Origin of the sequence: Pseudomarimonas arenosa (assembly GCF_014841215.1) — a bacterium.
In the GTDB taxonomy this organism is placed as follows: domain Bacteria; phylum Pseudomonadota; class Gammaproteobacteria; order Xanthomonadales; family Xanthomonadaceae; genus Pseudomarimonas; species Pseudomarimonas arenosa.
Genome location: NZ_JACYTR010000021.1, coordinates 37013 through 51235, shown reverse-complemented (window position 1 = coordinate 51235; position 14223 = coordinate 37013). Strand labels below are relative to the sequence as shown.

The following is a 14223-nucleotide window of genomic DNA, read 5'->3' as shown; positions in this document are numbered from 1 at the left end:
GCCTCCAACAACGAATCACCAATCACAAATCACCAATCACGGACAAGCCAATGATCCAAGTCGATAACCTGCATAAGCAATTCAAGACCAAGACCGGTCTGGTCAAGGCCGTTGATGGGGTGAGTTTCAGTGCCCGCGACGGCGAGATCACTGGCCTGCTTGGACCCAATGGCGCCGGCAAGACGACCACCATGCGCATGCTGTACACCCTGATGACGCCGGACCAGGGTGCGGTCAAGGTCGATGGTCTCGACATCGCCCGCGAGGCCGAAGCGGTGCGGCGGCGTCTGGGCGTGCTGCCTGATGCGCGCGGGGTCTACAAGCGTCTGACGGCGCGCGAGAATATCGCCTACTTTGGCCGGCTACACGGACTTGACGACGCTTTGATCAAGCAGCGAACCGATGTGCTAAGTCGGGCGCTGGGCATGGAGGACGTACTCGATCGTCAGGCCGAAGGATTCTCCCAGGGGCAGCGCACCAAGACCGCGATTGCCCGCGCTCTGGTGCATGATCCAAAGAATGTCATTCTCGACGAACCCACCAATGGGCTGGATGTGATGACCACCCGCGCCTTGCGCGAGTTCTTGCGTCAGCTGCGCGCCGAAGGGCGCTGCGTGATCTTCTCCAGTCACATCATGCAGGAGGTTGCGGCGCTCTGCGATCGGATCGTGGTGATCGCCAAGGGCAAGGTGGTCGCCGAAGGCACTGCCGATGAACTGCGCAGCAAGACCGCGGAAGACAATCTTGAGGATGCCTTCGTCAAACTGATCGGTTCGGAAGAGGGGCTGCAGGCATGAAGACTCTGTTCGTCGTAATGCACAAGGAACTGCTCGACCTGTTCCGCGATCGCCGCACCTTTCTGCTGAATCTATTGATGGGTCCGCTGCTCTTTCCGGCCTTGATTCTGGGCATGGGTGCTTTGGCCGAAAAGCGCGCCAAGACCCAGCTGGAAAGCACGCTGAAGCTGCCTGTGGTGGGCGCCGAGCACGCCCCCAATCTGGTCAACTTCCTGTCCACCCACAACATCGAGGTACTGCCGGCGCCGGCCGACGCCGACGCCGAGATTCGGGCACAAAATCGCGACGTGATTCTGCGCATTCCGGCCGAGTTCGGTGATCAATGGCGAGCCAGCGAGCCGGCCGATATCGAGTTGATCTTTGATTCCACCCGCCGCGATACCGAGATTCCACTGCGCCGGGTGCGCGGGGTGCTCGATGCCTACAGCCAAACTGCAGGACATCTGCGTCTGCTGACCCGCGGGGTCAATCCGCAGCTGAGCAAGGCGCTGCGCACCAACTCGCGCGACCTCGCCACGCCCGAGGCCCAGCGCGGACAGATTCTCAGCGCCTTGTTGCCCTACCTGTTGATTCTCAGTGCCTTCCTGGGCGGCGCCTATCTGGTGATCGATGCCACCGCCGGCGAACGCGAGCGGCAGTCGCTGGAACCCTTGCTGGCCACGCCGGCCTCACGCAGCCTGATCATGAGCGGCAAGATCGGCGCTGCCTGTGTATTTGGTCTGGTATCCCTGCTGTTGATCATGGTGTCCTTCAAGGTCGCCTTCCTGTTTGCCGGTGCCACCTTCAAGGGCGTCGAAGTCACCTGGTGGGTCACCGCCAAACTGCTGGTTGTGCTGATGCCGATGGTGCTGCTCGGCACCACCCTGCTGACCTTGTTGTCGGCCAGCGCCAAGTCGATGAAGGAAGCGCAGAGCTACATGGGTATTCTGATGCTGTTACCGATGATTCCGACCATCATCCTGATGGTGAATCCGATCAAGGATCAGCTGTGGATGTTCACGGTGCCGTTCCTGGCACAGAACCAGCTGATCATCCGCATCGTGCGCAGCGAGCCGGTACTGGCCAGCGAATGGGGCGTGTACCTGGCGGCCGGACTCGGCCTCGGCGCGCTGCTGTGGCTGATTGCCGCCCGTCTGTACCATCGCGAGAAGCTGGCGATCTCGGCGTGAGGAGCCGGGATTCGGGATTTGGGGTTCGGGATTCGTCAAAGCGGGATAAGGCCAAGTTCGACTGACAGCGGTTAGTTAGCGCTAAGCACAGAGGAGCAGACAAGCCGCTGGAGCGGCGGGCTGTTGCGAAACCCGAATCCCCCCCAGGGTTTCCGCAGGCGCAACAGCGGCGCACAATAAGTCACCGCCATGGCGCTGCCGGGGAGTTCGCCATGAAGTGCGAGGCCGGACGCTGTTGGCATGCTGGAAAGGGGCTTGGTCGCAAGACCTTGGGGGGCCTGTATCGCCGGTGCTGGATGCTGGCGCTGCTGCTGGCGACGCCGCTGGCCCTGGCCCAGCCGGTGCCGCTGGATCAAGTCGAGTCGGTTGCTGCGGGTGGCGCGCATACCTGTGCCGCCGATCAGCAGCGGGGCGTGCGCTGCTGGGGTTTGAATTTTCTCGCCCAGCTCGGCGATGGCAGTCGGCGTGATCGACTGTTGCCGGTGGCGGTAGCCGGTCTGGGTGAACTCGTCAAAGCCCTGGCCGCCGGTCAGGATCACAGCTGCGCCCTACTCGACAACGGCGCGGTGCGCTGCTGGGGCATGAACTTCTATGGCCAGCTCGGCGATGGCAGTACCGAACTCGGCTTGAGCCTGGTCACCCCACAGGGACTTAACAGCGGGGTTCGTGCGCTGGCGGCCGGCGCCGATCATACCTGCGCCCTGACCGAGCAAGGCGCGGTGCTGTGCTGGGGTGCCAACTACGCCGGCCAACTCGGTGATGGCAGCGGTATCGACCGGTTGACACCCACCGCGGTTGCCGGCCTATCGAGCGGAGTGCGGGCGATCGGCGCCGGTCAGCGGCACAGCTGCGCGGTGCTGGATGGCGGTGGAATTCGCTGTTGGGGTTTCAACTTCGCTGGCCAGCTGGGTGACGGCAGCTTCGAGGATCGACTGAGCCCGGTCGCTGTACAGGGTATCGATGACGGCCTGAGGGTGGCCGGCGGCGAGCGTTTCAGCTGCGCCTTGCGGGCCGGCGGTGGAGTTAGTTGTTGGGGGGCGAACAATAATTCGCAGCTTGGTGCCGGTGATGACGAGACCGACCGCAGCACACCGATCGCCACCGCTGGCCTGCCCGGCCCGGCCAGCGCGATCGATCTGGGCGCCGAACATGGCTGCGCGCTGGTCACCGAGCAGGTGTACTGCTGGGGCCGCAATGATGTTGGCCAGCTTGGCGATGGCACACCGATTCGCCGTCATATCGCCACGCCGGTGCAGGGCCTGGCCGCTTCCGTTACGGCAATTGCGCTGGGCGATCTGCATAGCTGTGCCCGTTCGGCGCAGGCCACCTTGCAGTGCTGGGGCCTGAACTTCAGTGGTCAACTCGGCGACGGCAGCACCACCCAGAGCTTTGTGCCCTTGGCAACGCTGGGCCTCAACACAGCGATCAGTGCACTTGATGTTGGCGAGGAGCATAGCTGCGCGCTGGATCAGAACGGCGCAGTCAGCTGCTGGGGTCTCAACTTCTCCGGCCAACTTGGCGATGGCGGGCGCGATCAACGCCTGCGGCCGGGCGCAGTGAGCGGACTTAACAGCGCGGTCAATGCCATCGATGTCGGCGGATTCCATGCCTGCGCCCGACGCGGCGGTGCGGCGCTGTGCTGGGGCCGCAACGACTTCGGTCAACTCGGCGATGACAGCGGGCTCGATCAATTCTCACCGGTGCCGGTGCTGGGTCTGGACAGCGGGGTATCGGCGATCTCCGCCGGTGGCGTGCACAGCTGTGCGGTGCAGAACGGTGCGCTGTTCTGCTGGGGGCACAATTTCGCCGGCCAACTCGGCGATGCCAGCGATCAGCGTCGCTTCCGACCGGTGCCCGTGGTCGGACTGAGCAGCGGCGTCAGTCAGGTCGCCAGCAGCTTTGCCGCGCATACCTGCGCCCTCACCAGCGCCGGTGGACTCAAGTGTTGGGGGGCGAACGAGCGCGGTCAGCTTGGCGATGGCAGCACTACGACTCGCCTGACTCCGGTCGATGTGCCCGGGCTGGGTAGCGCTATACGCCAGGTCGCGCTGGGCCGAGAACACAGCTGTGCACTGAGCACCGCCGGAGCGGTGCAATGCTGGGGCAGCAATGACAATTTTCAGCTCGGCAGCTTCGAGATTGGCGATCGACTGCGCCCGGTCGATGTGCCGGGGCTGGCGCAGGGCGTGGCACAGATCGCCCTGGGCAATTCGCATACCTGCGCGTTGAGCACGGCCGGTGCGGTGAGCTGCTTTGGCCGCAATGACGCCGGCCAGATCGGCGACGGCACCAGTCTGCAACGCGCCGAACCGGCGCCGGTGAGTGGGCTGCAACGCGATGTGATCGCCATTGCCGCCGGTGCCGAACATAACTGCGCCCTGCTGCGCGGCGGCGCCATTCGCTGTTGGGGCTCGAACTACAGCGGTCAGTTTGGCAACCAGCGGTTTGCCGGCTCGCCGACCCCGGTCGCTGTGAAACTGGATCGCGATAATCGCAAGCGGCCGACGCCGGATGGCAATGCCGCCAGCCTGCGACCAGCCAGCGACTCTAGTGGGCGCTATCTGGTGTTCGAGTCAGAGGCCAGCAATCTGATCGATGGTGACAGCAACCAGAGCCGTGATGTGTTTCGCGTCGATACACACAGCGGCGCGCTACAACGGGTCAGCCTCGACAACGACGGCGCCCAGTTGGGCGGTCATGCCGGTGAAGCGGCGATCAGTGCCGACGGTCAGCGGGTATTGTTTATCGCCCCCGATGCTGCAGTGAATGCGTTGCTCGGCGAGTCGGCGAAAGCCCGTGCTAAGCGACAGAAGGGCGGACAAACCGGTTTGTTCCTTCGCAATATGCAAACCGGCACCACCCAGCGCATCGCCAGTACGGTGAGCGAAGGCAGCAGCCCGCGTTTTGCCGGCAATGGCGGCGCCCTGGTGTTTACCGCCATCAACACCGAGTTCAGTCAGGGCCCGACCGAGACCCGCCAGGTGTTCTTGCAACCGCTGGACGCTGCCGGCTTGCCGCAGGGCTCAGCGCAGTGCGTTTCCTGCAAATCGGTGCTGGCCGATGGCAGCGACAGCGGCGAGAACAGTGATGGCGAGGGCACTGATGCGGTGATCTCGGCCGATGGTCAGTGGGTGGCCTGGACTTCCAGCGCCAAGAATGTGTTAAGTGGGGTGCAGCCGGCCTGCCCCAGCGCCAACACCCAGGTGCTGTTGCGCAATATGCAGACCGGACAGGTGCAAACCGTCAGCTCGCCCAGTAGCGGTGGCAACTGCAATCAGGCCGGTGGGCAGAGCAGCAGCCCGGATATGGCGTTCAGTGGCGAGCTGCTGGTGTTCGAGAGCGATTTCCCGCTGGTGCCGCACGATAGCAATCAGCTGCAGGACGTCTACCTGTTCGACGCCCAGAGCAATGCCCTCACCCGACTTAGCGAGACCAGCTCCGGCGCCGATGGCAATGGCGCTTCCGCCAGCCCGAGCATCGCCGGCGATGGTCAAACCGTGGTGTTTCAATCCCAGGCCTACAACCTCAGCAGCCAGGCCGACAATAACGAGGTTGCCGACATTTTCAGCTGGAGCGCCGGCCAAACTGGCCTGAGCCGGGTCAGTGACAACGCAATCGGCGACCAGGCCGACGCCGTCAGTGACTACCCGGTGCTGAACTTTGGCGGGACCCAGGTGATCTTTGAGTCCGATGCGACCAACCTGTTGCTTGGCCGTGGCGGGCTCGACACCAATGGTGTCACCGATCTGTTCCAATCGATCAATCCGAGCGCGGTCACAGCGCTGAAGACGGCTACCTGGTGGAAGGAACAGGAGTCGGGCTGGGGACTGTTTATCTTCGATCAGGGCAATCTGCTGGCGCCGGCCTGGTTCACCTACGACGACGACGGCGAGCCGGCCTGGTTTCTGGCCGGCGGCGCCTTCCCACAGGCCGACGGCAGCTTCCGCGGTGATCTGTTCCGCTTTACCGGCCTGCCGTACAACCAGATCGGCGGCATCGCCAGCGAGACCAGCACTGCGGTCGGCAGCTTATCACTGCGCTTCATTGGCGATCAAAGTCTGCGCTTTGAGTACCAGGTAGGTGCGGTGAGCCAATTCAAACAATTGACCCGCTTCCCATTTGGGCCACGGCGCTTGGTGTGTCGGCCCAGCAGCGATCCCAACCGCGAATTCGCCAGCAACTACAGCGATGTCTGGTGGGGTGGCGCCGACCAGTCGGGATGGGGCCTGTTTCTCACCCATGTTGGTGATGGCCTGTTCGCTATCTGGTACACCTACGATCTAGACCACGAGCCGTTGTTCCTATCCCTGCTAACCCAGCGTCAGGCCGATGGTCGTTTTAGCGGACAGGTATTCCGCCAAGCCGACGGTCTGCCGTTCGATCAGATCGACAACCAGCCGCCCAGCCCCGGTGCGCAAGCCATCGGCACGGTCAGTTTCGAATTTGACAACGGCGCCCACGGCCGCTTCAGCTACCAGATCGACGGCGTCAATCAGACCCGCGAGATCCAGCGTCTGCAAGTCGGCTCGGTGGCTAGCAGCTGCGAGACTGTGGAGCTGGTCGACTGAGCGCTGCGTCGGCCTGCAATCCGGCCCGGGCGCGCCCGGGCAAATATGATGATTATGATTGCATCCGGCCCGGTCTTGGTCGCACCATTTGTCAATCGGCCCTGGAACGGAAGCGGGAGCAGACGATGGCAAACATCGAGCCTGCCGGCGATTCGGTGATTGGCCCCGCCTCTAGCGCGGCACCGCTGCGGCGCGCGGCCTTGCTACCGTTTTACGTGCCGATCATCACCGTCACCCTGGTGCTGGCGCTGCTGTTTGCCTTCGGCGTGCGGGAGCAGGAACAGCTACGGCTCGATCACATCGAGCGGGTACTCGGCACCCTGGAACAGGCCGAACGGCAAGTGGCGCGGCATATTCGCAACCAGCTCAATGTCACCGAACGCTCGCTGGCTCGCTATCAGGATGGTTTGCAGCGCGGCTTGGCGGCGGCCGTCGATGCCGCGATGGTGGAACGCTTCCAGGCCCTCACCGAGCCTTGGCCCGACGGCAGTGTGCGCTCCCGTAGACTCGGTTTTGATGGTCGACGCGAGGCTGGCATCTGGCTGCCGCGCGGGCTTGATCCTACCCCAGCCCTGCAGCAGCAGATCGTACTGGCCAAGCAGATCACCGATCAGTTCGGCCGCGGCGCACAGGAAAGCATCTTCGCCGATACTTGGTGGCTGCCAGCCGCCGGTGGCATCGTGTTTTTTGGGCCGGGGCCGGATCTGGCCGAGTTCGTCTTTCAGGCCGAGGCCGATTTCAGCTATGCCGGCACCGACTGGATGCAACTGGTCCATCCACACAACAACCCGCAGGGCGAACTTCGCTGGACACCGCTGTCCTTCGACCCGACGCCGCAGGTTTGGATGTTCTCGGCCGTGCTACCGCTACGGGTCAACGGCGTGTGGTTGGGCTCGGTAGGGCACGACGTGCCGTTGCAGCGCCTGCTGCAGCAGGTCGAGGCATTGGGCCAGGTCGAGGGCAGTGGTTTCGTGCTGGTCGACGCGCAAGACCGGGTACTGGCATCGGATCTGTACGCCGAACAGATCGTCGCCAGCGCCGGAAGACTCGATCTCAATGGTCTGCAAGACCAGCGGTTCCTGCGCGTTGCCAACGAAGCGCGGCGGCGCACCACTCAGCGTTCCGGCGGCGACTTTCGACTGCTGGACCAGCAGCAGGTCGCCTTCATCAGCCATCTAGCAGAGCAGGATTGGCTGCTGATCAATCTGATTCCGCTGCAGCCGATCACCGGACCAGTGCAAGCCTCGTTCGCCCGTCTACGCGACTTGACTCTATGGGCACTTCTGCTGGAACTGCTGGTAGCGAGCGGCGCAATGTGGTGGAACCATCGGCAGACGCAGCGCAATCTAAGACAGATCACAGCGGTGCACCAGCAGCTCGCCGAGCGCGAGCGACACCTGGCTCGTCTCAATGAAACACTGGAACAACGCGTTCAGGAACGCACCGAAGCGCTATCGCAGGCCAAGCTGCGCGCCGAGCAAGCGCTACAGGATCTGCGCAACACCCAGCACGATCTGCTGGCGGCGGAAAAGATGGCCGCGCTCGGTCAACTGGTGGCCGGCGTGTCCCACGAGATTAACACCCCGATCGGTATCGCCCTCACCGCTGCCTCGCATCTGCAGTCAACCTGTCTCACTCTGCAGCAGAAGGCCGATGGCGAAACGCTTAGCAGGCGCGAGTTTCTTCACTGGCGCCATGCCATCGAAGAAGGCATGCGACTGATCCTGGGCAGCCTGCAACGGGCCAACGAGTTGATCGCCAGCTTCAAGCAAGTGGCGGTCGATCAAAGTAGTGATGGCCGTCGCGAGTTCGAATTGCACACCCTGTTGCATGAAGCCGCGTTGTCGCTGCGGCCGCTATTCAAGCGTACCGGCATTACCTTGGAACTCAACTGCGAAGCCGGCATTCAGATCGACGGCTTCCCCGGTGCGCTGTTCCAGATCCTGAGCAACTGCGTCAACAACTCACTGCTACATGGTTTTGCCGGCCGCGACATCGGTCATGTAGTGATCCAGGCCCGTCAATACAGCGACGACATCGAACTACGCTATCAGGATGATGGCGTTGGTATGTCTGCCGAGGTAAGCGAACACGCCTTCGAACCCTTCTTCACCACCCGCCGTGGCCGCGGCGGCTCCGGCCTTGGCCTGCATATCGTCTTCAACCTGGTCACCCAACTGCTCGGCGGCAGCATCGAACTCGACAGCTCGCCAGGCAATGGGGTCATTCTCAGCATGCGATTCCCGCGCAAGGCACCGCCACGGGAGAAAGCCGTGGATGGGCAGCAAGCGGCTTGAGATTGGGCACTACTTTCCGATGCAGAAGCTGTCAAGCGCCTTCTGAGGCCTAAGAAGCCTAGGCTTGACGGGGATTTCGTCTGTCCGTTGGCCAGCTGGTGGGCCGAACGCTACCGCACGAGATCCAATACAGAGCCGGATGCCTGACCCATTATCTTCCTGTGAATTGCCAGGGCCTCTGCCTCGCTCAAGCTAGCGACAATGTCGATTGCCAGTCTCGATAGCGTCTGTTGATTCTTGCCCTGATAGAGCTCATCGGCCGTTGCGCGAAATCGGGTAGGAACCTTGGCAAGTTCTCCGCCAGTGAGAGCTTCGTGGAAATGGCGCGCCAGGTGCCTCACCACTCTCACTTGGCCTGTTTGTTGGGTTGACAGCCTAGGACTCAGTATCACGTAGTCCCACACGAGTCTTTGCAAGAAGTTGGTCTGGTGGTCATGCTCTTCTGCTAGAGATATCGACGCGCTTGCAGCGTCGTACTCGATTCCGGCGAGGAACTGCGTAATCGCTTGTGATCTGAACCCTTCTAGCAATTCCGCTTCCTTTTGCGTTCCCGGCTCAGCGATTTCCTTGAACACAAGGTCCAACAGGTTCTCGACCGCTTGGAAGTTGCTGTCCGTGTTCATGTACTTTCTGCTTTCGCTGTTTGGCTTGTCTCGTTCCCAGCGCTTGAAGAACGCCCTAAGGTAACTTCTGTTTTTCATCAGTCTCTCGAGCGGGATCAAGCCCGCGCGATAGAAATCCTCCAAATCGTGGACGCTGTATGTGATTGCATCCGCCACATCCATGATCTGTGCTTCGAGCGATTGCTCCTTACGGTCGCCAATCGCAAAATCCAGCGCATGCAGATCGTCCTCGTAGGCTCCAAATTTCCTGCGCGCTTTGTCCTTTGAATCCTCGTTGAGGTCGCGACGCCAGGGGTACTTGGTTACAGCAGCCAAGGATGCCCGCGTCAGGTCGAGTCCCACGACTCCAGCGCTACGAGATGTAGCTAGCCTGGTGAGAATGCGAAAGGTCTGTGCGTTGCCCTCAAACCCGTCTGGCAAACCGAATTCTTTTTCGGCGAGTTTGCACAGTTCCATTTCCGCGGCATGGCCGAACGGCGGGTGCCCCAGGTCGTGGGCAAGAGCGGCGGTTTCCACAACATCCGGGTTCAGCAGATCCGTGCTTATATCGTATTTCGCGACCAATCGCTCGGCCAACCGCCTTGCGACCTGCGCCACCTTTAGTGAGTGGGTCAACCGGTTGTGAAAAACGCTCCCTTCGGCCGAGCTTACGACCTGGGTAACGCCGGAAAGACGGCTGAAGTAGTCGCAATAGAGCACGCGGTCCCGATCCTTCTGGAACGGTGACCGCGAGTCATGCCGATCGCTGTGTGTTGGTGAGCGCCTGTCGGCCCGGTCACCGAGCGATCGCTTCTCCGGCTCCTGCTGCTTCAGAGATGGAGAACTCCCAGCGTCGGTTAATTTCTGCACGACCCGAATCCACTAGCCTCAGTGCGGCTAGCTTAAGGTCTGAAGGATCGGGATCACCAGCCGTACGTACTACTTCATCGACGATCTTGCCGATCGCCACCGGCTTCTTCTCTTGGTTGAGATAAGAAAGGACGGCTTGTTCAAGCACGGTAGTGTCAATCATCCAGCTTCCCCTCGTCGGCCCTTAACACAAAAATCTATCGTTTACAACTTGACTAGCAACGCTATTGAGACTTTGGGGTAGTTTAGCCAAATTATCAACTGCCGGCCGTCGGCCAAGGCTGAAAATCAATGTGTTAGGGCGCACAGTTTCGGAAATATTCACTAGTTGTTGTGCTGTCTGATTTGTCAAGGCCCATAGTTTCACGCTTTGTTTCACAGGTGGGATCCAGAGATACGCGCGCTGCGGTAGGAAAAGCGAGCGCTCGCTCGTTGTCCTAGAAACTCAGCCGCGCAGGTTTGAACAGATGGCAATGTTCGCGCCTGAGGATCCGATTGCGTTGCCGCCTGGCGCTGTTCCTGTTGGGGATAAGGCTGTCATGGCAGCCTAGCCGATGTCTCGTGCCCCCCACAGCGATCGGCGCGGTGTTCGCAAGTTCACCCCGTTCACGCCGCGCTCGATCACACGGGCGAGTTGAAGTCAGAGCTGGCCTTGCTGCGTCAATCGATTCGGGAAGACAAATCTCACCAGGCGCCGGATCTTCTGGACAGTGTTGTACGCCGTTGGACAACAGCCTACTTTCCGATGCAAAAACTGGAGAAAATCTCCCCCAACAGGGCATCGGCGTCGAATACGCCGGTGATTTCGCCCAGGGCTTGTTGCGCCAGGCGCAGTTCTTCGGCCATCAGTTCACCCATACGGGTGGCTAAGTGGTCGCCGGCGATCTGCAGGTGCTGGCCGGTCCGTTGCAGGGCGTCGATGTGGCGTTGGCGGGCGCTGAAGCCGCCGGCTTCCGGAGTGCGTTGCTCGGCGAACTGCTTCAGTGCTCGGTGCAGCTGATCGAGGCCTTGGCCGGTCTTGGCGGACAACGCAATGCCGCTGCGGCCATCCGGCTGCCAGCGGCCGGATGGCGGGCCGGCTTGGTCGATCTTGTTGCCGATCCAGATCACCGTCACGCCGTCGGGCAGTTCGGCCTGCAGTTCGGCCAGCGCGGCCTTATCACGATGATCCACCACAGCAAGAATCAGATCGGCACGGTCGCGTTCGGCGCGGGCACGGCGCATGCCTTCGAGCTCGATCTGATCGTCGGTGTCGGCGCGCAGGCCGGCGGTGTCGGCCAGGGTGATCTCGACGCCATCGATCAGCACTGCTTCGCGTAGCACATCGCGGGTGGTGCCGGCGGTGGCAGTGACGATGGCGCGCTCGTCGCCGGCCAGGGCATTGAGCAAGCTGCTCTTGCCGGCATTTGGCGGTCCGACGATGGCCACGTGCAGGCCTTCGCGCAAGCGGGCGCCACGCCGCGCCTGTTGCAGCAATTGGTCATGCTGTGCCAAGCAGGCGCGCCATTGCTGTTCGATGGCGGCATCGGCGAGGAAATCGATGTCTTCGTCGGGGAAGTCGATGGCCGCTTCGACATGCACCCGCAGCCGGGTCAGCCGTTCGAGCAGCCGATTGACCTGGATGGAGAACTCGCCTTGCAGCGAACGCAGGGCGGCGCGGGCCCCGGCCTCGGAACCAGCGCTGATCAGATCGGCAATCGCTTCGGCCTGCGCCAGATCCAACTTGCCGTTAAGAAAGGCTCGCTCGCTGAACTCGCCGGGCCGGGCCAGGCGCGCGCCCAACTCAACACAACGTTGCAGCAGAAGCTGGAGCATGACGCGGCTGCCATGGCCTTGGAGTTCCAGCACATGCTCGCCGGTGAACGAGGCCGGAGCGGCGAAGTACAACGCTATGCCCTGGTCAAGCAGCTCGCCAGCGCCGTCACGAAACTCAGCGTAACGAGCGCGACGGGGCGGCGGACAATCACCAAGCAGACGCTCGGCAATCAGCGGAACTTCTGGTCCCGACAGCCGCACCACGCCGATGCCGCCGGCGGCGGGGCCGGTGGCGATCGCGGCGATGGTGTCGGCGGTATTCATGGGCACGCCGAGTCTAGCCCGGATATTTCATGAGGTCGCGGCGAAAGATCCGGCAATGGCAAACGGGGCGTCAGCACGAACGGGGCGCCGCAAGTCGCGCCGCGCCCATTCGAGCTCAGTTCAGGCCTTGGCCGGCGCACCGTGGCGACGGGTGATTACCCACTGCTGCAGCAAGCCAAGCGCGCCATTGACCGTCCAATACAACACCAGACCGGCCGGGAAGAAGGCGAACATCACGCCGAACACCAGGGGCATGGCCTGCATCATTTTCTTCTGCATCGGATCCATGCCCGGCGTCGGCGACAGCTTCTGGGTCAACCACATAGTCAGCAGGTTGAGCACCGGCAGGACGAAGTAGGGATCGGGCGCACTGAGATTCTGGATCCACAGCACCCACGGCGCGTGGCGCAGCTCCACCGACTCCAGCAACACCCAATACAGGGCCAGGAAGACCGGGATCTGCAACAGGATCGGCAGGCAGCCGCCCATCGGGTTGATCTTTTCCTTCTTGTACAGCTCCATCATCGCCATGTTGAACTTCTGGCGATCGTCACCGTAGCGCTCTTTCAGTGACTCGATGCGCGGCTGGATGGCGCGCATCTTGGCAAAGCTCTTGTACTGGGTCTCGCTCAACTTGAAGAAGGCCGCCTTGATCACCACCACCAGCATGATGATGGCCCAGCCCCAGTTGCCCACCAGGGCATGAAACCAGGACAGCAACCAGAACAGCGGCTCCGAAAGCACGGTGAGGATGCCGTAATCGATCGCCAGTTCCAGTCCGGGTGCCACCGCAGCCAACTGCTCCTGCAGCTTCGGCCCTACATACAGTTGCACCGACTGTTGCAACTGCTCGCCGGGCGCAACTTGTTTCTTCGGTGAGAAGGCACGAATCAGATAGCGGCCACGATCGCTCAGATGATCGACTGTGATGGTGACGTTGTCGGTGGCGGTCGGGATCCAGGCGGCAAAGAAATAGTGCTGCAACATCGCCACCCAGGCACGGTTGGCCGAAACCTTCAGGTCTTCCTTGCCTTCGATGTCGTCAAACGGAATCTTGTTGAACTTGTCCGCTTCGCTGAACCAGGCAACGCCGGTGAAGCTATACGCCTCCGGGTGGGTAAAGCCGCTCTTGATTTCCGGCGGCACCCGAGTGAACTGGCGATAGGCGTTACCGGTCCATAGCTCACTGCTGCGGTTGTCCAGGGTCTCCACCACGTCGATGGCGTATTGCCCGCGACGCAGCACCAGTTCGCGGGTAAGGCTGAGACCATTCTCGCCCTGCCAGGTGAACGGCACGCGCAATTCGTCCTCACCCTTGGCTAGCCGATACTCGCTGTTAGGGGTGTCGAAATACTGCTGGTGGTTGGGTGCCGGTTGACCGTCGGCAACCCAGCCCTGCTGGGCGATGAAGAAATGCTTGCCGCTGTCCGAAAACAGCACGATGCGCTGCGATTCCGCGCCCGGACTGACGCCGTATCGTTTGAGCTCGGCGCCGATCAGCGCAACGCCCTGCGTATCGACTTCGAGTCGCAGCACATCGGTTTCGATCTGAATCCGGCGACCGGCCGGGGCGCCGCCGGAAGCGCTATCGGCCGGCTCCACACTGCCCTCGCGGCTGGCCAGCGGCAAGGCGGCATCAGAATCGGCGCTAGGCAGGGCTGCGTCGCTGATGGCGGCTGGCTGCTCGCTGGTTTGGTCCGTGGCGGGCGTGGCCTGTTCGCGTTGCCAGGCTTCCCAAAGCAGGAATCCAACCAGCAGCCAGGCAATCAGCAGAAATGTGCGAATTTGATTCATCGAGATCGTCTTGCGATGCGGGCCCTTGGCAGCCAGGCCGGAAGAAT

General features: G+C 62.0%; 8 protein-coding genes. 4 read left to right on the top strand and 4 right to left on the bottom strand.

Translation table 11 applies throughout. From position 1 onward, the window contains the following. The first annotated feature begins 50 nt into the window (after positions 1–50). The 4 genes from IFO71_RS11540 (at position 51) to IFO71_RS11525 (ending at position 8831) form a co-directional block, all read left to right on the top strand. Positions 51–797, top strand: coding sequence for an ABC transporter ATP-binding protein (locus tag IFO71_RS11540; protein WP_192029789.1), 747 nt, complete (start codon positions 51–53; stop codon positions 795–797). Next, positions 794–1966, top strand: coding sequence for an ABC transporter permease (locus tag IFO71_RS11535; RefSeq protein ID WP_192029788.1), 1173 nt, complete (start codon positions 794–796; stop codon positions 1964–1966). The genes IFO71_RS11540 and IFO71_RS11535 overlap by 4 nt, the downstream gene beginning before the upstream one ends. A gap of 212 nt (positions 1967–2178) precedes the next feature. Next, a complete protein-coding gene (locus IFO71_RS11530) occupies positions 2179–6534 on the top strand; it encodes an RCC1 domain-containing protein (RefSeq protein ID WP_192029787.1) in 4356 nt (1451 codons plus the stop codon). A gap of 125 nt (positions 6535–6659) precedes the next feature. Continuing rightward, a complete protein-coding gene (locus IFO71_RS11525; RefSeq protein WP_192029786.1) occupies positions 6660–8831 on the top strand; it encodes a sensor histidine kinase in 2172 nt (723 codons plus the stop codon). A 110-nt stretch (positions 8832–8941) separates the two neighbouring features. Here the strand turns inward: IFO71_RS11525 and IFO71_RS11520 are convergent, their stop codons facing one another. The 4 genes from IFO71_RS11520 to yidC form a co-directional block, all read right to left on the bottom strand. Further along, entirely contained in the window at positions 8942–10303 is a 1362-nt protein-coding gene (locus tag IFO71_RS11520) for a deoxyguanosinetriphosphate triphosphohydrolase family protein (protein ID WP_332309367.1), read from the bottom strand. Then, on the bottom strand, positions 10230–10466 hold the full coding sequence (locus IFO71_RS11515; protein ID WP_192029784.1) for a PH domain-containing protein: 237 nt from the start codon (positions 10464–10466) through the stop codon (positions 10230–10232). The genes IFO71_RS11520 and IFO71_RS11515 overlap by 74 nt, the downstream gene beginning before the upstream one ends. A gap of 572 nt (positions 10467–11038) precedes the next feature. Continuing rightward, positions 11039–12382, bottom strand: coding sequence for a tRNA uridine-5-carboxymethylaminomethyl(34) synthesis GTPase MnmE (gene mnmE / locus IFO71_RS11510; protein WP_192029783.1), 1344 nt, complete (start codon positions 12380–12382; stop codon positions 11039–11041). Positions 12383–12502: 120 nt separating this feature from the next. Beyond that, positions 12503–14176, bottom strand: coding sequence for a membrane protein insertase YidC (gene yidC, locus IFO71_RS11505; RefSeq protein WP_192029782.1), 1674 nt, complete (start codon positions 14174–14176; stop codon positions 12503–12505). Between the last annotated feature and the right edge of the window lie 47 nt (positions 14177–14223).

What these genes read in the sequence shown, in the direction of transcription:
- IFO71_RS11540 (WP_192029789.1), top strand. Translation starts at nt 51, where the DNA reads ATGATCCAAGTCGATAACCTGCATAAGCAATTCAAGACCAAGACCGGT.
- IFO71_RS11515 (WP_192029784.1), bottom strand. Translation starts at nt 10,466, where the DNA reads ATGATTGACACTACCGTGCTTGAACAAGCCGTCCTTTCTTATCTCAAC.
- yidC (WP_192029782.1), bottom strand. Translation starts at nt 14,176, where the DNA reads ATGAATCAAATTCGCACATTTCTGCTGATTGCCTGGCTGCTGGTTGGA.
- mnmE (WP_192029783.1), bottom strand. Translation starts at nt 12,382, where the DNA reads ATGAATACCGCCGACACCATCGCCGCGATCGCCACCGGCCCCGCCGCC.
- IFO71_RS11525 (WP_192029786.1), top strand. Translation starts at nt 6,660, where the DNA reads ATGGCAAACATCGAGCCTGCCGGCGATTCGGTGATTGGCCCCGCCTCT.
- IFO71_RS11530 (WP_192029787.1), top strand. Translation starts at nt 2,179, where the DNA reads ATGAAGTGCGAGGCCGGACGCTGTTGGCATGCTGGAAAGGGGCTTGGT.
- IFO71_RS11535 (WP_192029788.1), top strand. Translation starts at nt 794, where the DNA reads ATGAAGACTCTGTTCGTCGTAATGCACAAGGAACTGCTCGACCTGTTC.